Annotated in this window: 15 protein-coding genes; 8 read left to right on the top strand and 7 right to left on the bottom strand. The window is 55.5% G+C overall.

Annotated features, from left to right (window positions below):
- A partial coding sequence (locus MWN76_RS15310) for a hypothetical protein (protein WP_250462629.1) occupies positions 1 to 283 on the bottom strand: 283 nt, incomplete at its 3' end.
- 237 nt (positions 284 to 520) lie between these two features.
- Between MWN76_RS15310 and MWN76_RS15305 the strand changes: the two genes are divergently transcribed.
- Positions 521 to 790: a hypothetical protein gene (locus tag MWN76_RS15305; RefSeq protein WP_250462627.1), complete on the top strand. Its 270-nt coding sequence runs from the start codon at positions 521 to 523 to the stop codon at positions 788 to 790.
- Positions 791 to 1,045: 255 nt separating this feature from the next.
- Here MWN76_RS15305 and MWN76_RS21310 read toward each other — a convergent pair whose 3' ends face one another.
- The 3 genes from MWN76_RS21310 to MWN76_RS15295 are packed head-to-tail and all read right to left on the bottom strand — an operon-like array spanning position 1,046 to position 3,476.
- Positions 1,046 to 1,321 carry a ubiquitination-like system serine protease family protein gene (locus MWN76_RS21310; RefSeq protein ID WP_486635043.1) on the bottom strand — a complete coding sequence of 92 codons (276 nt, stop codon included), beginning with the start codon at positions 1,319 to 1,321 and terminating at the stop codon, positions 1,046 to 1,048.
- Between the two features lie 56 nt (positions 1,322 to 1,377).
- Positions 1,378 to 2,784 (bottom strand): ThiF family adenylyltransferase, encoded by a 1,407-nt coding sequence (locus MWN76_RS15300; protein WP_250462625.1) that lies wholly within the window; start codon positions 2,782 to 2,784, stop codon positions 1,378 to 1,380.
- A complete protein-coding gene (locus MWN76_RS15295; RefSeq protein WP_250462621.1) occupies positions 2,781 to 3,476 on the bottom strand; it encodes a multiubiquitin domain-containing protein in 696 nt (231 codons plus the stop codon). The genes MWN76_RS15300 and MWN76_RS15295 overlap by 4 nt, the downstream gene beginning before the upstream one ends.
- A 119-nt stretch (positions 3,477 to 3,595) precedes the next feature.
- Here MWN76_RS15295 and MWN76_RS15290 point away from each other — a divergent pair, with 119 nt between their 5' ends.
- The 7 genes from MWN76_RS15290 to MWN76_RS15260 all read left to right on the top strand — a co-directional run bounded on the left by MWN76_RS15290 (position 3,596) and on the right by MWN76_RS15260 (position 13,828).
- A complete protein-coding gene (locus tag MWN76_RS15290; RefSeq protein WP_250462617.1) occupies positions 3,596 to 3,919 on the top strand; it encodes a helix-turn-helix domain-containing protein in 324 nt (107 codons plus the stop codon).
- Positions 3,916 to 4,806: an ImmA/IrrE family metallo-endopeptidase gene (locus tag MWN76_RS15285; RefSeq protein ID WP_250462614.1), complete on the top strand. Its 891-nt coding sequence runs from the start codon at positions 3,916 to 3,918 to the stop codon at positions 4,804 to 4,806. The genes MWN76_RS15290 and MWN76_RS15285 overlap by 4 nt, the downstream gene beginning before the upstream one ends.
- Positions 4,807 to 4,918: 112 nt before the next feature.
- Positions 4,919 to 7,705 carry a class I SAM-dependent DNA methyltransferase gene (locus MWN76_RS15280; protein ID WP_250462611.1) on the top strand — a complete coding sequence of 929 codons (2,787 nt, stop codon included), beginning with the start codon at positions 4,919 to 4,921 and terminating at the stop codon, positions 7,703 to 7,705.
- Positions 7,702 to 8,718, top strand: a complete 1,017-nt coding sequence (locus tag MWN76_RS15275; RefSeq protein ID WP_250462608.1) for a virulence RhuM family protein — start codon at positions 7,702 to 7,704, stop codon at positions 8,716 to 8,718. Before MWN76_RS15280 ends, MWN76_RS15275 begins: the two co-directional genes overlap by 4 nt.
- Before the next feature lie 45 nt (positions 8,719 to 8,763).
- Positions 8,764 to 10,587, top strand: coding sequence for a GmrSD restriction endonuclease domain-containing protein (locus tag MWN76_RS15270; RefSeq protein WP_250462605.1), 1,824 nt, complete (start codon positions 8,764 to 8,766; stop codon positions 10,585 to 10,587).
- Positions 10,588 to 10,608: 21 nt separating this feature from the next.
- Entirely contained in the window at positions 10,609 to 12,666 is a 2,058-nt protein-coding gene (locus MWN76_RS15265; protein WP_250462602.1) for a DEAD/DEAH box helicase, read from the top strand.
- The gene (locus MWN76_RS15260; RefSeq protein WP_250462599.1) at positions 12,659 to 13,828 is read left to right on the top strand and encodes a GIY-YIG nuclease family protein; all 1,170 of its coding nucleotides are present in this window, start codon (positions 12,659 to 12,661) and stop codon (positions 13,826 to 13,828) included. Before MWN76_RS15265 ends, MWN76_RS15260 begins: the two co-directional genes overlap by 8 nt.
- A 35-nt stretch (positions 13,829 to 13,863) precedes the next feature.
- Here MWN76_RS15260 and MWN76_RS15255 read toward each other — a convergent pair whose 3' ends face one another.
- The 3 genes from MWN76_RS15255 to acnD all read right to left on the bottom strand — a co-directional run bounded on the left by MWN76_RS15255 (position 13,864) and on the right by acnD (position 18,365).
- Positions 13,864 to 14,100: an addiction module protein gene (locus MWN76_RS15255; protein WP_250462598.1), complete on the bottom strand. Its 237-nt coding sequence runs from the start codon at positions 14,098 to 14,100 to the stop codon at positions 13,864 to 13,866.
- 52 nt (positions 14,101 to 14,152) lie between these two features.
- On the bottom strand, positions 14,153 to 15,340 hold the full coding sequence (gene prpF, locus MWN76_RS15250; RefSeq protein ID WP_250462595.1) for a 2-methylaconitate cis-trans isomerase PrpF: 1,188 nt from the start codon (positions 15,338 to 15,340) through the stop codon (positions 14,153 to 14,155).
- Positions 15,341 to 15,749: 409 nt separating this feature from the next.
- The gene (acnD, locus tag MWN76_RS15245; protein ID WP_250462592.1) at positions 15,750 to 18,365 is read right to left on the bottom strand and encodes a Fe/S-dependent 2-methylisocitrate dehydratase AcnD; all 2,616 of its coding nucleotides are present in this window, start codon (positions 18,363 to 18,365) and stop codon (positions 15,750 to 15,752) included.
- Positions 18,366 to 18,480: the final 115 nt, after the last annotated feature.

Genomic DNA, 18,480 nt, shown 5'->3' with positions numbered 1-18,480 from the left:
TGATTTCCTGCGCCTGCCAATCATTCAGTACCGCTAGCTCTACCCCTGAAAAAAGTCTGGATGCCTTGATACGCGTGGCGGTTTGGCGTTGTTCGACAAACTGCGCAATGACTCGCTCGCTAATCGGCCCATCCCCTGACGGGCACTGATCAAACCAATCCGACATCACATCGGCCATGGACAGCGACTCGGCAGCGATGAAGTCGCTCAGCTCCATGGATAGCAATCTCGCGTTTTCGGTAACTCCGCGCATAGCGGCTAACAGCTCGTCTATTTCGGCCATATCCCACCTCCTCGCAGGCTGACTGCTTCGTCAGCAAATAGCTACCGCTGAAGCCTCGCCGAGGCCCCGCCCCTAGCCTCCTGCGCAGAAAAGCCCCAAGGTACGGCAACCAATCTATCAAAATATACCATATTGATCAATCAAAATCTACTATATTGATAAAACGATGATAGCTACCCTGCTTTGAGGATATTCACAATACGGAGGATGTTCACTTAATCGGTTGATAGATTCACGATGCAGGCGCTAACAACTCGCGAAACGACGCTTTTGATAGAGGGGGGAGCCAAGGTTTCCAGCCTGAAGCTGGTCCGTGTGAAGCACGAAGGTAAACGCTATTACCAAATTGAGTTTGTGTTGAACGCTCGCGGTGTTGAAAAGGCTTCCCAGTTAATCACCACCCGAAATGAGCCGCACCGCTGGGCGGACCTGAATCGAGCGGTAGCATTTGTCGAGCAACTGTTCCCAGATAACAAAGAAATTCGGTTGATCGTGAAAAATCGTTAGCGATTTAACCAGCAGTACTTCAACGATCAGCGCCACGCGCAACTGCGCGGGCCGGACATCGAGCCGCACCAGGGCATATAGGGGGCCGGCTAATGTGTGACCCCTAATATCCTCACGGAGCTGGCAATTAGGCCTGATCCTGATATAGGCGCGCAAGAAGTTGTTGGACAGACATGAACGGGGAGTTCCCTCTGAGACGAACAGCACCTCGCGCCAGCTTGCGCAGAAAAGCATCAAGCCCTCTGAGAATCTAATTTATCCGGATTTACACCAAATCACCCGACCACCCCTGACCCAGAAATGAGAGCGACAACCGGATTGCCGCCATATCGACGGGCGAAGTGTCGGCCTGCTCCGGTCATCAACCCAGACATCCCAACGCGGGCTAACACCTTCCATCACCATCAACTCAATAACCTCTCTACATCCACAAGGGCACAGCATTGCGGCAGCGTAGGGACCATCATCGTCCAGCAATACCAGGCGCCTCTTTGGAATCCGGCCGGGGAACAGGTCTCCCTCAACAATCATCAGCTTTACCGGGAACAGTGCATAAAAGCGGCGTCGTAACCCTCTGAACCATCCCCTTATGCTGCACATGGCATTTCCTCCAACATCGGAAGCCCCAGCAAGGGAGATGAAAGCCCCGCCGCGTAGCGCTCAGAACGAACAGGCGAGAAACTGTCTTCACTGAAGTACTCGGTCTCTTCACTGGCAAGGGCAAACATGGTTCGCGCATAGCGACGGTTGCCATCGAGGCGATACGGAAAGGTCCTTGCAATAAACTCTTGTACCACCATGCTTGCAGCCCTCATATTGAGGCTAATGACGGACGGAGCTTCCTCGCCGCCTCCCGGCATATACCCTTCTTCAATCCGCTGTGAAAACCGTTCTGGGTCAACTTTCCTAAGGTCTTCAGCGGCAATATCATCCGCCGTGTATACCCCGCGGCTCTGCAAAGTTGACCCTCCAGGCTGAACGTAATCAATTCGCCCCTGAATATCCTGAATAACAGTCTTTCCTTCGCTATTTTTCCGCACGGGAATGACTACCCCCACATCGAAAAGCGGCAGAAGCAATGAGGTTGCGAGACGCTGGCAGATATCACGGCCTGTCGCCGTATCAACGCAGCAGAACAGTACATCCACCCCCGAAAGCGCCTGAACAGCCTCTCGGGTTCCCACCTCCTGACAAACCGCATTCACCCGGGTTCCCGGAGATACCCCAGATACCACACGCTTGAATAGCTCAACCTTGGGTGACGCCGCCGCGGCGTCCCGGGCAGTGGAGTTCAGGATGCGATTGAGGTTCTTCCCCTCAACAACATCATGATCAACCACAGTAATCTCTCCAAATCCCAACCTGAGCAGCTGTTCGGCAACGACACTGCCAGTGCCCGACACACCCACAACACCGGCATGCAAGCGCTTGAGCTGTTCGCGCATACCTTCAGAGAAAGCCATGGGAATTGAACCCTGAGGGCTGTCGGCCCAGAAGCAGGAGATCTCGTCGCCCACCACCGCTACCAGATTAAGCATTTCCGGCTGCAAAGCGCGGTTATAGACCCTCGCACGCATCCAGCCGTTGGGCAGCATGATGGTCGAGCCATGCAGCATTTCCCCCTCCCGCCCTTGCCCCCTGGCCAGAAACAAGGAGTCGAGCAACTCCAGATCCGACTGGTCATCTGTCTCAGAGAAAGCGCTGCCGCCCAAGGGATGTGAGTGCACCAGAATCAAGGAAAGGTCATCCTCCTCGGCTTCCGTCAGGCAATCCTCAATATGCTGCCCCGGCCATGTAACCCAATCCTCGTACCGCTCGCATTCGTCATGAGGAACACAATGAACACGTTTAACCATCAGGCGGAGACGACGTCCCTGAACCCGCGAACATAGCAGTATGGCCGCCGCCTCAAGGCCATCCCCTGGAAAAAGATGGTCATACAAAGTCTTGTGGTCAGTGCCAGACACGACCAGCACAGAACTTGGCTGGCTCATTGCTCCACCTCCCGGCAAATGGACTCTTCGACCAACGCCATATGGGTACGGATAGAGTCCGTATCGGCATTCCAAGCTGCCGCCGGGTGGCGAGACCAGCGTTGAAACGACACGCCATCAATGGCTTGCCTCGACTCGGTTCGATCAATGGCTTTTTTGTCGACCCGCTCCAAATGTGGCGCGCAGAAGAACATATCCAGCTTCGCCGCCGGGTAATTCGCCGGAATCGAAACTGCAATAGTGCAGGACGTCTGGGTATACCCCGCAGGCAAGACATAATCCCGCAACAACAACCACCGCTCTCTACCCTGCTGCACCGTCTCCCACCTAAAACCCAGGCCGTCAAGGTAAGCATGATCCTTGGGCAGTAACTCAAACTCCCGTCTCGGCAATGCAGCATCGCCATTATTGACCTGCCCCTTGAGCACCCGCAGCCGCTCAAGCCCCGGATGTGTCAGGTTGATCACATCATCAAGCCCGACCGATCTCTTCGGCTCCCCGCCGACTTTCAAAGTAAGAATCCAGCTCTGGCCAAGGTCATAGCCCGCCCGCTCAAGGGCCTCCCGGACGGTCACTTCAGGCTTATCCCACTGGAATCGCTCACCTTGCACATCCAGTACCCACGGCTTATCAGCGGGCCGCCCGCTTTCTTTCACACCATTGATCATCTGAATCACCATATACAGGAACATTTTCGTTCGATACACCGAACATCGAGTGCAGACTGCCACACCGGCAAAGCACTGTCAATAGGTATGTTTTTGTTCGGTGTGCAGGTACAATCCGCCTCCCACTAATCGGGAGGTGTACTATGGCTTCACCACTGGGAGACAAGATCCGGGCCCGCCGTACTGAACTGAAAATGAGCCTCGATACCCTTGCTGCGCAGACGGATTCCAGCAAAAGCTATATCTGGGAACTGGAGAATAGGGATAACCCCAAGCCCTCCGCGGAGAAAATCAACCGGATCGCTGAGGCATTGAAGGTCACCCCAGAGTATCTCTGGGATGCCGAGGCAGACATTCCCGATGAATCGGTGAAAGATCGAGCATTCTTCAGGAAGTACCAAAAGCTGTCCTCCGCTGATAAGAAGCGATTGCAGAGGATGTTGGACGCCTGGGATGAAGATGAATGAATAATAAACCCAAGGCTGAAGCCAATCGTATCTCTCATATTCTGAATCACTTCTATGGCCGTGACCGGTTTCCCGTTGATGTCGAACAGTTAGCCCGGGATTATTCAAAGCAGATATCACCTGAGTCCTACATCACCGATATCAAATCGGTTCCACTGGATGGGTTCGAAGGCTGCCTGAAAGCCAAGCCTGACGGTAGTAAATGGATGATTGCCTACAACCCAGAGCAGGGTTCCCCTGGCAGGACTCGCTTCACACTGGCACACGAATTGGGGCATTTCGTTCTACACAGGAATCTGCAGCAGGCATTCGAGTGCAGTGAAAGGGATCTGTATGACTGGGATTCTCCTGTACGTCAAATGGAAGCCGAGGCGGACACTTTTGCCTCCTATCTGCTAATGCCGCTGGACGATTTCCGCGCGCAGCTGACCAGCCAGTCAATGAATGTCGACTTGCTCGACCATTGCTGCAACCGCTACGGCGTGTCGCCTATGGCAGCGGCCCTCAAATGGGTCGAAATCGCCCCGCGCCGCACAGTGGTTGTCGCCGCTCGGGATGGTTTTCTGCTATGGGCACGCTCCAATGGGCGGGCCTATAAATCCGGGCGTTACTTTGCCACCAGTAAGAACACCGTTGAGGTACCATCACAATCCTTGCTCGCTGAAGTGGCTCAGAATGGCGGCGCAGACCGGCGCACTACGGATGCACGAATCTGGTTTCCACAAGAACCATACGGTATGCCGATGGAAGAAACAGCAATCTGCGTCGACAACCCTTCTTTCCCATACATTCTCGGCATACTCCAGATGCCGGAAGCCGAAAGAGACTGGGCCACGAACAGTGAAGATGAAGAAACATTGCGCCCTCTCACTGGGCTTCAATGGTGACGGTATTCACGCACTTTGACTGCATCCCGCAGAGATCGGGCGTTAGCGGACAAAGAAGTTAAACAGCAAATACAATCCACAGCTTATCGATGTAACCGGGGCGACGGGATTCATGAATGCAGTAGAAATTGAAGCCGCAATATCAGAACTGGCACTCCAGCCCTTTGACAGGGCTGAGTTTTCCTTCGCCTTTCTGGAAGCCTTTGGCAACAAGGCCACTACCATCAAGCGCTTGCGCTCGGGTAACACCAACAAGTCCGATCTAGGCGGCGTATTGCAAACCAACCATATCCACATTGCCGTTGCAGATAACGGGGAGGTCCCCAAGGCGCTCATCGCCCTGAGAGCCAGCCCGGCGACCAGCCGGGCGAAGGCGCGCTTTATCCTTGCCACCGATGGCGCCTCCTTCGAGGCCGAGGACCTGCAAACCGGTGATACCGTGGCCTGCAACTATCAGGACTTCCCGGACCATTTCGGCTTCTTTCTGCCACTGGCCGGTATCAGCACTGTCAAGCAGATATCCGACAACGCCTTTGATATCCGCGCCACCAGCCGCCTAAACCGGCTCTACGTAGAGCTGCTGAAGGACAACCCGGAATGGGGAACCGAAGATCTGCGCCATGAGATGAACCATTTCATGGCCCGGTTGATCTTCTGCTTCTTCGCTGAGGATACCGACATCTTCAGCGGCACCGACCTGTTTACCGACACCATTCGCCAAATGAGCGCGCGAGACTCGTCCAATACCCATGAGGTAATCAGCGAGATCTTCCGCGCCATGAATACGGCGCACGATGAGCGCGAGCAAGCCAAACTGCCGCGCTGGGCCAATGCTTTCCCCTACGTTAACGGGGGCCTCTTCTCTGGCAGTACTGAAGTCCCGAGTTTCAGCAAGATTTCCCGTTCCTACCTTCTCCATATCGGAAGCCTGGACTGGACCCAGATCAACCCGGACATTTTCGGTTCCATGATTCAGGCGGTCGCGGATGAAGAAGAGCGCGGCTCGCTCGGCATGCACTACACCAGTGTGCCCAATATCCTGAAAGTGCTGAACCCCCTGTTCCTCGATGACCTACGGGAGAAGCTAGAGGAATCCGGTGATAATAGCCGCAAGCTCCTCAACCTACGCAACCGTATGGCAAAGATCCGCGTGTTCGACCCGGCCTGCGGTTCCGGTAACTTTCTGGTGATTGCCTACAAGCAGATGCGGGAAATCGAGAACGCCATCAACGAGCGCCGAGATGAGAATGGGCGCAAAAGCGATATCCCGCTGACCAATTTTCGCGGCATCGAACTGCGTGACTTCTCCGCTGAAATTGCGCGCTTAGCTCTGATCATTGCCGAGTATCAGTGCGATGTCCGCTATCGCGGTCAGAAAGAAGCACTGCAAGAGTTTCTGCCACTGGATGCGGAAAACTGGATTACCTGCGGCAATGCCTTGCGACTGGATTGGTTGAGCATCTGTCCGCCTACCGGAACAGGCGTGAGGCACCTAGCTGATGACTTGTTTGAAACGCCACTGGATCAGGCCGAGATCGATTTCGAAAATGAGGGCGGCGAGACCTATATTTGCGGGAACCCTCCGTATCTTGGTAGTCAAGGGCAGTCTCAAGAGCAAAAAGCAGACTTAAAGGCTATTTTTGAACGACGCCTCAACGGGTGGAAGTCCTTGGATTATGTTGCCGGTTGGTTCATGAAAGCGGCAGATTATGGGACTGCAACTAATACGGCTACGGCATTTGTGGCAACAAATTCGATTTGCCAAGGTAGGCAGGTAGCTCTTTTGTGGCCAAAGATTTTCGGTACTGGGCACGAAATAGCCTTCGGTCACACGTCTTTTAAGTGGGCTAATTTAGCCAGTCATAATGCTGGCGTAACCGTAGCCATCATCGGTATATCAAAGACCATAAATAGACCTCGACTCCTGTTCTCTGTTGGGGATGGAGGCGAATTGATTGCCAAGGAAGCTGGAAATATTAATGCTTACTTAGTCTCAGGGAAGAATATTCATGTAGAGAAGTCATCTAAGCCTATCTCTGATTTGCCCAAAATGACTTTTGGGAATCAGCCGATTGATGGTGGAAACCTAGTGGTGTCATCGGCTGAAAAGGAGAAAATTTTAGCTGGTGATCCGGAATCTGAGAGGTACATATACAACTATATTGGCTCAAGGGAGTACATCAACGGAATTCAGAGATCGTGCCTTTGGATCAACCCTAGTGATGAAAAAGCAGCTGCGAGCAACCCTAGGATCTTGGAGAAAGTAGAGGCAGTTAGGGAATTTCGACTAGAGAGTGATAGAAAAGAGACTGTAGCGCAGGCAACCAACCCATATCAATTCGTCTACAGACCTCACCAAGAATGCGACATTACCATCATTGTTCCTAGCGCGTCGTCAGAAAGGCGACCCGTTTTGCCATGCGGAATATTGCCTAGAGGAACCGTAATATCGAATCTCGCCTTCGCTGTTTACAATACCCCTCTGTGGGCAATGACCATTATCACATCTCGGTTGCACATCGTATGGGTAGGAACAGTATGCGGAAAGCTGAAAACCGACTTTCGCTACTCCAACACCCTCGGCTGGAACACTTTCCCAGTCCCCACCCTGACCGAGAAGAACAAGGCGGACCTAACCCGCTGCGCCGAAGATATTTTGCTGGCCCGCGAGGCCCACTTCCCGGCGACCATCGCCGATCTCTACGACCCTGAGAAGATGCCCTCCGATCTGCGCGAAGCCCACGAGCGCAACGACGAGGTGCTGGAACGCATCTATATCGGTCGCCGCTTCAAGAACGACACTGAACGACTGGAAAAGTTGTTCGAGCTGTACACCAAAATGACCGCCACTGAGGAGGCTGTGAAACAGCCCGGCAAGCGCAGGACGGCCCGTTCATGAGCGACTTGATCCTCTATACCTCCGACGACGGCCAAACCCGCCTCAACCTGCGGGTGGAGGTCCATAGCGTCTGGCTGACCCAGTTGGAAATCGCTGAACTGTTCCAGACCAGCAAGCAGAATGTCTCCCTGCATGCGAAAAACATCTTTGAAGACAAGGAGTTAAGCGAGGGGGCAACTGTCAAGGAATCCTTGACAGTTCAAACCGAGGGCGGCCGACAGGTCCGCCGCAAGATCAGCTACTACAACCTCGACCTGATCCTGGCCATCGGTTACCGGGTACGCTCCCCCCGGGGCAGCCAATTCCGCCAATGGGCCAGCACCAACCTGAAGGAGTTCCTGCTCAAAGGCTTCGTGATGGATGACGAGCGCCTGAAGAACCCCGGTGGATGGGATTACTTCGACGAGCTTCTTGAACGCATTCGGGATATACGGGCCTCCGAGAAGCGCTTTTACCAAAAAGTCCGCGATCTCTTCGCCCTCAGCTCCGACTACCAAGCCCGCGAACAGGAGACCGCCCTTTTCTTTGCCGAGGCCCAGAACAAGCTTCTCTTTGCCACCACCGGCCACACTGCCGCAGAGCTGATCCTGAAACGCTCAAACCCCGGCGAGCCCAATATGGCGTTGACCAGTTGGATCGGTTCGCGGGTGCGCAAGCAGGATGTCATCATCGCCAAGAACTACCTGAGTGCCGACGAAATTGACACCCTCAACCGCTTGGTGGTGATCTTCCTCGAGCAGGCTGAACTGCGGGTCAAGCAACAGAGAGAGCTGACCCTTGATTTCTGGCGTAACAACGTCGATAAGATGCTGGCCTTCAATGACCAGCCCATCCTCGAAGGTGCCGGCTCTGTCAGCCGAGAAGAAATGGAGAAGATTGTTCGTGAACGTTATGAGGTTTTCGACCAGCAGCGGCGTACCGCAGAAGCCAAGGAGGCCGATACCGCTGATCTGAAGGAGATCGAACAGCTTGAACAAGAACTTAAGAATAAGAGCAAAGGAAGTGATCAATGATTACGAGAACTATGCTCACGCATCTAGTTTCTTGAGGGGAGAAGCATGAGGGAAATTCTTGGCAAAGCCAAAACAGTCCGCGAGTTGCTGAAAGGAGTCAAATATTCAATCGACTACTATCAGCGCGAATACAAATGGGGCGAAAAACAAGCCGCCGAGCTGGTCAACGATCTGGTGGCCAAGTTTCTGGAAGAATTTGACGAGGGCCATGAACGCAAGAAAGTGGCCGATTATCCTCATTACTTTCTGGGCTCCATCATTATCAGTAAGAAAGACAGTGCCAGCTTTATTGTCGATGGCCAGCAGCGCCTGACCAGCCTGTCGCTGTTCGTGATCCTACTGCACAATCTGCAACGGGAGCGATCTGACATGGTACAGATTGAAGAACTGATCTTTTCCGAACAGTACGGGGAAAAATCCTTCAATATCGAAGTCGACGAGCGCATGGCGTGCATGGAAGCCTTGTTTGAAGGGCGTAACTTTGACGTCAGCGATGCGCCGGAATCTGTGAACAATCTGTATAACCGCTATCAGGACATTGATACAGCCTTCCCGGAGGAACTGCGCGGGCGGGCGCTGCCCTACTTTGTCGATTGGCTGCTCAGCAATGTGCACTTGGTAGAAATTACCGCCTATTCCGATGATGATGCCTACACCATCTTCGAGACCATGAACGACCGGGGCCTGTCGCTTAACCCCACCGATATGCTCAAAGGCTATCTGCTCGCCAATATTGATGAAGACTATCGAGTTGAAGCCAATAACCGCTGGAAACTGCGCATCGGTAAGCTCACCGACTGGGGCAAGGAGGTAGAGGCGGACTTCTTCAAAGCCTGGCTGCGCAGCCAATACGCCACCAAAATTCGTGAACGTAAAAAGGGAGCGAAACAAGAAGACTTTGATCGTATTGGCACCGAATATCACCGTTGGCTTCGAGATGCCAGAGCCCAAGTGGGGCTGGACAAACCATCTGACTACCTGAGATTTCTTAGTACGGACTTTGAGTTCTACTCCAAGCAGTATCTGCACCTGCTGGACGCTTCAGAGCAAATAACTACTGGATTGGAGCACGTTTGTTACAACGCCTGGAACGGCTTTACTTTGCAACACATGCTATTGCTGGCACCGTTGAAGCCAAGTGACGCGCAAAATGAAATCACTCAAAAAACCCGTATTACCGCAAAATTTATCGACATTCTGCTGACTTGGCGACTCTGGAATTTCCGTAGCATTGCCTATTCCACCATGCAGTATGCGATGTTTCTGGTGATGCGCGATATCCGCGGACTGGATGCTCATGATCTAGCCCAAGTACTGTTCGATAAATTGCAGGCCGAAGAAGAAAACTTCGACAACAACAGCGACTATCACCGTCAGGGTGTAGGGCTGTATCTGCATCAGCAGAATCGCAAAGTGCTTCACCGGATGCTGGCCCGGATCACCGATTACGTTGCCGTTAGCTCTGGCATGGCACCCTGCTTTGAAGAATTGGTGGGGGGTGGCAGCGTCAAGTATGAAATTGAACATATCTGGGCTGACCAGTTCGACCGCCATACCGATGAATTCGAACACCCGGCTGACTTTGCCGAACAGCGCAACCGTATTGGCGGGCTCCTTCTGCTACCGAAATCGTTTAATGCCAGCTACAACGACAAGCCCTATATAGACAAGCTGGAGCAGTATTTTTCCCAGAATATCTTGGCCAAATCTCTACACCCGAAATGCTATGAACATAATCCGGGCTTTATTCGCTTTATGAAGGAAGAAGGTCTTCCCTTTTCGGCGATAACTAGTTTCAAGAAGAACAATATAGAGGAGCGTGGCGAGTTGTATCGGCAGATAGCAAAAAAAAGTCTGGAACCCGAATAGCTTGCTTGAAGAGGTTGATCAATGACCCAGTCCATCCCTTCCGTATCGGTTGCATATGCCGGTAACGGCAGCTCAACCAAATCCAATGAGCTCGGCATGCGACCGATGCAGGAGCGAGCATATGAGCGGCGCGGCGAACAATATCTGCTGATTAAATCGCCACCAGCATCGGGCAAGAGCCGGGCATTGATGTTTATTGCCCTGGATAAACTGCAAAATCAGGGTCTCAAACAGGCCATTATTGTCGTGCCGGAAAAGTCCATCGGTTCGAGCTTCAATGACGAACCCCTGAGCAAGTTCGGTTTCTGGGCCGATTGGAAGGTGGAACCCAAATGGAACCTGTGTAATGCCCCAGGTTCCGACAATGGCGGCAAGGTCAAATCCGTGGGCGCTTTCCTGGAAAGCGACGATCAGGTGCTGGTATGCACCCACGCTACTTTCCGCTTCGCCGTGGACCAGTTTGGCGTAGAGGCCTTCGATGGCCGCTTGGTTGCTGTCGATGAATTCCACCATGTGTCGGCCAACCCGGACAACAGGCTCGGTACTCATCTGGGTGAATTCATCGCCCGCGACAAGGTGCATATCGTGGCCATGACCGGCTCCTACTTCCGCGGGGATGCCGAAGCCGTGCTGGCTCCGCAGGATGAAGCCCGTTTTGATACCGTAACTTATACCTACTATGAACAGCTCAATGGTTACGAGTATCTGAAAAAGCTCGATATCGGCTATTTCTTCTATTCTGGCTCCTATGCCGACGAAATCCTCAAGGTCCTCGATCCCTCTGAGAAGACCATTATCCATATTCCCAACGTCAACTCCCGGGAAAGCACCAAGGACAAGATCCGGGAGGTAGAGCACATCATTGAGGCGCTGGGTGAGTGGCAAGGCGCTGATCCAGCGACCGGGTTCCAGTTGGTCAAGACCTCAGATGGTCAAGTTTTGCGTATTGCCGACCTGGTGGACGATGACCCCACAAAGCGTGATCGGGTATCTGCCGCACTGAAAAACCCGGCGCAGAAGAACAATCGCGACCACGTGGACATCATCATCGCTCTTGGGATGGCGAAGGAAGGTTTCGACTGGATCTGGTGCGAACATGCGCTAACCGTCGGTTATCGCTCAAGCCTCACTGAAATCGTCCAGATTATCGGTCGCGCCACCCGGGATGCACCGGGCAAAACCCGTGCACGCTTCACCAACCTGATCGCCGAACCCGATGCTTCTGAACAGGCGGTTACCGAGGCTATCAATGATACCTTGAAGGCCATTGCTGCCAGCCTGCTGATGGAACAAGTCCTGGCTCCACGGTTCGAGTTCACGCCAAAGAATCCTACCAGCGGACCTCAAGAGGGGTTTAACTACGGCGAAGGCGGCTACGATCCTGACAAGTGCAATGTCGGTATTAACGAGCAAACCGGGCAGTATCAAATTGAAATCAAGGGTCTTGCCGAACCCAAGAGCGAAGAGGCCTCTCGTATTTGCCAGGAGGACCTTAACGAGGTGATCGCCAGCTTTGTTCAGGACAAGACGACTGTGGAAAAGGGCTTGTTCGACGAGGAAATGATTCCTGAGGAGCTAACTCAGGTGCGCATGGGCAAAATCATCAAGGAAAAGTACCCGGAGCTGGACGAAGCAGATCAGGAAGCCGTTCGCCAGCACGCCATCGCCGCCCTGAACCTCACTCAGCAAGCCAAGCAACTTCTGACAGAGAGCGGAGATGACGACAACGGTGAAACAAAACCCAACACAGCCCTGATTGCCGGTGTGCGCAAGTTTGCCATGGACGTCCGCGAACTGGACATCGACCTGATCGACAGCATCAACCCCTTCAGTGAAGCTTACGCTATTCTCGCCAAAACCATGAGCGAAGACAGCCTGAAGCAGGTGGCTGCGGCAATTTCAGCCAAACGTACCAGCCTGGCACCCGAGGAAGCCAAAGAGCTCGCCATCAGGGCTGTGAAATTCAAGAAAGAGCGTGGGCGGCTGCCTTCAGTGAGTGCAGCAGACCCCTGGGAACAACGCATGGCCGAAGGTGCCGCCGCTTTCGTGCGCTTTAAAGACGAGGGCCGCTATGAGTGATTTAGACGATCTGCGCGCCGAACTTGATGCATTTGCGCAGCCGGAAAAAAAGAAAGCGCTATCGGCTCGTGAAGAGCGCGTTATAGCTGGCTTCGAGGAAATTCAGCGCTTTGTTGAGCAAGAGGGGCGCAGCCCCCTGCACGGTGAAGACAAGGACATCTTCGAGCGCCTGTACGCCTTAAGGCTTGATCGGTTGCGCACACAGGAAGATTTACGTGCCATGCTAGCCCCATACGACCACCAGGGATTACTGGACGGAGCCGAAATGAAGGCGGCGGAATCTGCAGAAATGGTGGACGATGACGATCTACTCGCGGAACTGGAGGGAGCTGCAGGCCAGTCTGACATCACGGAACTGCGCCATGTCCGCTCCAGATCTGAAATCAGAGCTGCTGAAGAAATTGCCAACCGGGAAAAATGTGAAGACTTTGACCGCTTCAAGTCTCTTTTTGACCAAATTGAGAGCGACCTCAAGGTTGACATCCGGCAAACCCGTCGTTTTGCAAAAGATGCCAGCATTGAAGAAGGCAACTTCTTCATCCTGAACGGCCAGCTTACTTACGTAGCCGAGGTAGGCGAAACCATCAAGGCTCCCAATGGTGAGAATGACGCTCGCCTTCGTGTGATTTACTCCAATGGAACCGAAAGCAATCTACTCCTGAGATCACTTCAACGCGCCCTATACAAGGATGAGACGGGCCGCCGGATAAGTGACCCAGACGCTGGACCGCTATTTGGAGGAACCTTGGAGGACGATGACATCGAAAGCGGTACCATCTATGTGCTTCGCAGCCAGTCCAAGCACCCCTTTGTTGTCGAGCATCGTGAACTAATCCACAAGATCGGCGTCACCGGCGGCAAGGTAGAAGCCCGAATTGCCAATGCAGCGCATGATGCAACCTACCTTCTCGCGGATGTAGAAGTCATTGCCAGCTACAAACTGGCGGGCATCAACCGTACCAAGCTGGAAGGACTGCTCCACCGAATCTTTGCGCCGGCACAGATTGATCTCACAATTAATGACCGCTTTGGCCACCCCGTAAAACCAAAGGAATGGTTCCTGGTGCCGCTACATGTGATTGATGAGGCGGTACAGCGTATTCGGGATGAGTCGATTACTAATGCGACCTATGACCCGAAGACTGTACGACTGGTGGATTAGCTGTAGTAATTCAGGAGAGAGACAGCGTCCGCGTTTTACCTCCTGGACAGTGAGATCCGCCGGACCTCCACAAATACATCTTCCGCCGCGCAGGCTGGGACTTCTCCACGATCGAAAGCCGCTACGCGCCGTTCGATTTCCTCGTCCCAGGCGGACTCTATCTCGGAAGTGAGCGGGCTCAGGGACTCAAGCATGAACTCGGCCAGCTGGGCCCGCTCTTCGGCGCTCAGCGCTCTGGCCTGCTCTTCCAGCTGTTTCAATAATGCGGACATATCAGGGGCCTCTAACAGGTGCTACACAAAGTTTACACCCGGCAAAGCCACCTTAGAAGGAATCCCCGGGCACTCGTACCCAGCCCTCCATCAGCACCCGCGCACTGCGGCTCATAATGGCGTTGGTTGCAGTCCACTGGCCGTTGACGGCTTCCGCCTCCGCACCGACGCGCAGGGTGCCGGACGGGTGGCCAAAGGTCACGGCATTGCGCTCCCCTCCCCCCGCGGCCAGGTTCACCAGGGTGCCGGGAATGGCCACGGCGGTACCGATGGCGACGGCGGCGGTGCCCATCATGGCGTGGTGCAGTTTGCCCATGGACAGGGCGCGCACCAGCAGGTCGATATCATCGGCTGCCACTTGCTTGCCGCTGGATGCCGTGTAGCCCTTGGGCGGCGCGACGAAGGCGACCTTGGGGGTATGTTGGCGGTTGGCTGCGTCTTCCACCTTTTCGATCAGGCCCATCTTCACTGCGCCGTGGGCACGGATGCTTTCGAACATGGCCAGGGCCTTGTCGTCGCTGTTGATGGCTTCCTGCAATTCGGTACCTTCGTACCCGATCTGGTCGGCGTTGACGAAGATTGTGGGGATGCCGGCGTTGATCATGGTGGCTTTCAGGGTGCCCCCCTCTACAACATCAGCGGGCACTTCAAGGTCGTCCACCAGATTGCCGGTGGGGAAGATGGCGCCCTCGCCGGCCGGGTCCATAAACTCGATCTGGACTTCGGCGGCCGGGAAGGTGACGCCGTCCAGTTCGAAATCGCCGGTTTCCTGCACTTCACCGTTGGTGATGGGAACGTGGGCGATGATGGTTTTTTTGATGTTGGCCTGCCAGATGCGCACGGTGCAGTGGCCATTTCCGGGAATGCGCTTGGCATCGACGAAGCCGCTGTTGATGGCGAAGGCGCCTACTGCGGCGGTGAGGTTGCCGCAGTTGCCGGACCAGTCTACGAAGGGTTTGTCGATGGAGACCTGGCCGAAGAGGTAGTCCACGTCGTGGTCGGGCTGTTCGCTCTTAGACAGGATGACCGTCTTGCTGGTGCTGGAGGTGGCGCCGCCCATGCCGTCGGTTTGTTTGGCGTAGGGGTCGGGGCTGCCGATGACTCGCAGGAGCAGGTTGTCTCGGGCCTGGCCGGGGATCTGGGCGGGCTCCGGTAGGTCTTGGAGGCGGAAGAAGACGCCTTTGCTGGTGCCGCCGCGCATGTAGGTGGCTGGGATTTTGATTTGGGGGGGGAATTTCATGGTTCTCTCCGGTGGCCTGGATGGGGTGGAGTGGAATCGGGGATTTTGGGGCCTTGGCCCCGGATTCCGCTGCGCTGCATCCGGGCTACAAATTCTGGATGTTTGGGTGGAACCGGGGTTCCTGGGGCCTTGGGTCCCGGATTCCGCTGCGCTGCATCCGGGCTACAAATTCTGGATGTTTGGGTGGAACCGGGGTTCCTGGGGCCTTGGGCCCCGGATTCCGCTGCGCTGTATCCGGGCTACGGTTCTGTGGTTCTTCGCTTCTTCGCCTGCAAGGCAGGCTCCTACAGTGTTGTGTGGTGCGTACGGCGCATCCTGTGTGTTCGTTCGTCATGCCGGGCTTGCCTCGGGATCCAGGGCTTCGTCGCTGGATGCCGGATCGAGTCCGGCATGACGACTTTTTTTGAACTCAGGCTGTTGCTTCCGCTTCGAGGAAGTCTTTGGCGAAGCGTTGCAGTACGCCGCCGGCGCCGTAGATGGAGACTTCTTCCTGGGTATCCAGGCGGCAGGTTACCGGGACTTCTATGGTTTCACCGTCTTTGCGGTGGATCAGTAACGTCAGGGTGGCGCCCGGCTTTTGTTCGCCGAGTACGTCGAAGGTCTCGGTGCCGTCTATGCCCAGGGTCTTGCGGGTGGTGCCTTCCTGGAACTGCAGCGGCAGTACGCCCATGCCGATCAGGTTGGTGCGGTGGATGCGTTCGAAGCCTTCGGCGACGATGGCTTCCACTCCGGCCAGTGCCACGCCTTTTGCAGCCCAGTCTCTTGACGAGCCCTGGCCGTAGTCGGCGCCGGCGATAATGATCAGTGGCTGTTTGCGTTCCATATAGGTTTCGATGGCTTCCCACATGCGGGTTACCTTGCCTTCCGGCTCGATGCGGGCCAGGGAGCCCTGTTTCACTTCGCCGTTTTCGTCGCGCACCATTTCGTTCAGCAGTTTCGGGTTGGCGAAGGTGGCGCGCTGGGCGGTGAGGTGGTCGCCTCTATGCGTCGCGTAGGAGTTGAAGTCCTCCTCCGGCAGGCCCATTTTCGCCAGGTATTCGCCGGCAGCGCTGCTGGCGAGGATGGCGTTGGACGGCGACAGGTGGTCGGTGGTGATATTGTCGCCGAGTACCGCCAGCGGGCGCATACCTTTTAGCGCACGCTCTCCCGCAAGCGCACCTTCCCAGTAGGGCGGGCGGCGGATATAGGTGCTCTGCGGGCGCCAGTCGTACAGTGGCTCGGTCTTCTCTTCCGCGCCCTTCTCCAGGTCGAACATCGGGATATAGACGTCGCGGAACTGCTGCGGCTTTACGCTCTGCTTGACGATCGCATCGATCTCTTCGTCGTTCGGCCAGATATCCTTGAGCGTGATCGGGTTGCCGTCTTTATCGTGGCCCAGCACATCCTTCTCGATATCGAAGCGGATGGTGCCGGCGATTGCGTAGGCCACCACCAAAGGCGGCGAGGCCAGGAAGGCCTGCTTGGCGTAGGGGTGGATGCGGCCGTCGAAGTTGCGGTTGCCGGACAGTACGGCGGTGGAATACAGGTCGCGGTCGATGACTTCCTTTTGGATTTTCGGATCCAGCGCGCCGCTCATGCCGTTGCAGGTGGTGCAGGCGAAGGCGACCACGTCGAAGCCCAGCTGTTGCAGTTCCGGCAGCAGGTCGGCTTCTTCCAGGTACATTTTTACCGTCTTGGAGCCCGGTGCCAGGGAGGATTTCACCCAGGGCTTGCGGACCAGGCCCAGTTTGTTGGCGTTGCGGGCGATCAGGCCGGCGGCAATCATGTTGCGCGGGTTGCTGGTGTTGGTGCAGCTGGTGATGGCGGCGATGATTACGGCCCCGTCGGGCATCTCGCCTTCTTTCTCTTCCCATCCTTTCGCGATTCCTCGATAGACCAGTTCGGCGGCCGGCAGCAGCGCGTGCGGGTTGGAGGGGCCGGCCAGGTTGCGGCCGACCGACGAGAGATCGAATTTCAGGACGCGCTCGTATTCGGCGTCCTTGAGGCTGTCGGCCCAGAGGCCGGTTTCTTTTGCGAATTTTTCTACCAGCGCCACCTGCTCGTCGTCGCGGCCGGTCAGCTTCAAGTAGTCGATGGTCTGCTCATCGATGGAGAACATGGCGGCGGTGGCGCCGTACTCCGGGGTCATGTTGGAGATGGTGGCGCGGTCGCCGAGGCTCAGGCTGGAGGCGCCCTCGCCGAAGAATTCCAGGTAGGCGCCGACCACGCGCTCGCGGCGCAGGAATTCGGTCAGGGCCAGTACCAGGTCGGTGCCGGTGATGCCCGGCTGCAGTTTGCCGGTCAGCTCCACGCCGACGATATCCGGCAGGCGCATGGCGGAGGCGCGGCCGAGCATCACGCTCTCGGCTTCCAGGCCCCCTACTCCCACGGAAATCACGCCGAGGGCGTCCACCATCGGCGTATGGCTGTCGGTGCCGACGCAGGTGTCCGGGAAGGCTACCTTTCCGCCTTTACCGTCATCTTTAACCTGAACAACCGGAGACATTTTCTCCAGGTTGATCTGGTGCATGATGCCGTTGCCGGGCGGGATGACGTCGACGTTTTCGAAGGCGGTTTTGGTCCAGTTGATAAAATGGAAGCGGTCTTCGTTGCGGCGTTCTTCCACTGCGCGGTTTTTTTCGAAGGCGTTTTCTTCGAAGCCGGGGTGTTCGACGGCCAGGGAGTGGTCGACGATCAGTTGTGTCGGTACTACCGGGTTGACCTTGGCCGGGTCACCGCCCTTTTCGGCGATGGCATCGCGCAGGCCGGCGAGGTCCACCAGGGCGGTCTGGCCGAGGATGTCGTGGCAGACGACGCGGGCCGGGTACCAGGGGAAGTCCAGGTCGCGTTTGCGTTCGACGATCTGTTTCAGCGCGTCGGTGAGCTGTTGCGGATCGCAGCGGCGGACCAGGTTTTCTGCCAGGATGCGCGAGGTGTACGGCAGTTTTTCGTAGGCGCCGGGTTGGATGGCGTTTACGGCGGCGCGGGTGTCGAAGTAGTCGAGGTCCGTGCCGGGGAGGTTTTTGCGGTGTTCGGTGTTCATCATTTGGTAAATCTGTCTAAACGTATCTGCGGTCAATTTCCGGCATGGATTTTGTAGGAGCCTGCCTTGCAGGCGAAAGGAGCGGTGCTCCGTAGCCATTCGCCTGCAAGGCAGGCTC

This window comes from Microbulbifer litoralis, assembly GCF_023634065.1.
GTDB classification, from domain to species: domain Bacteria; phylum Pseudomonadota; class Gammaproteobacteria; order Pseudomonadales; family Cellvibrionaceae; genus Microbulbifer; species Microbulbifer litoralis.
Note: the sequence above shows the minus strand (reverse complement) of the source record. Positions and strands in the feature narration are given on the sequence as shown.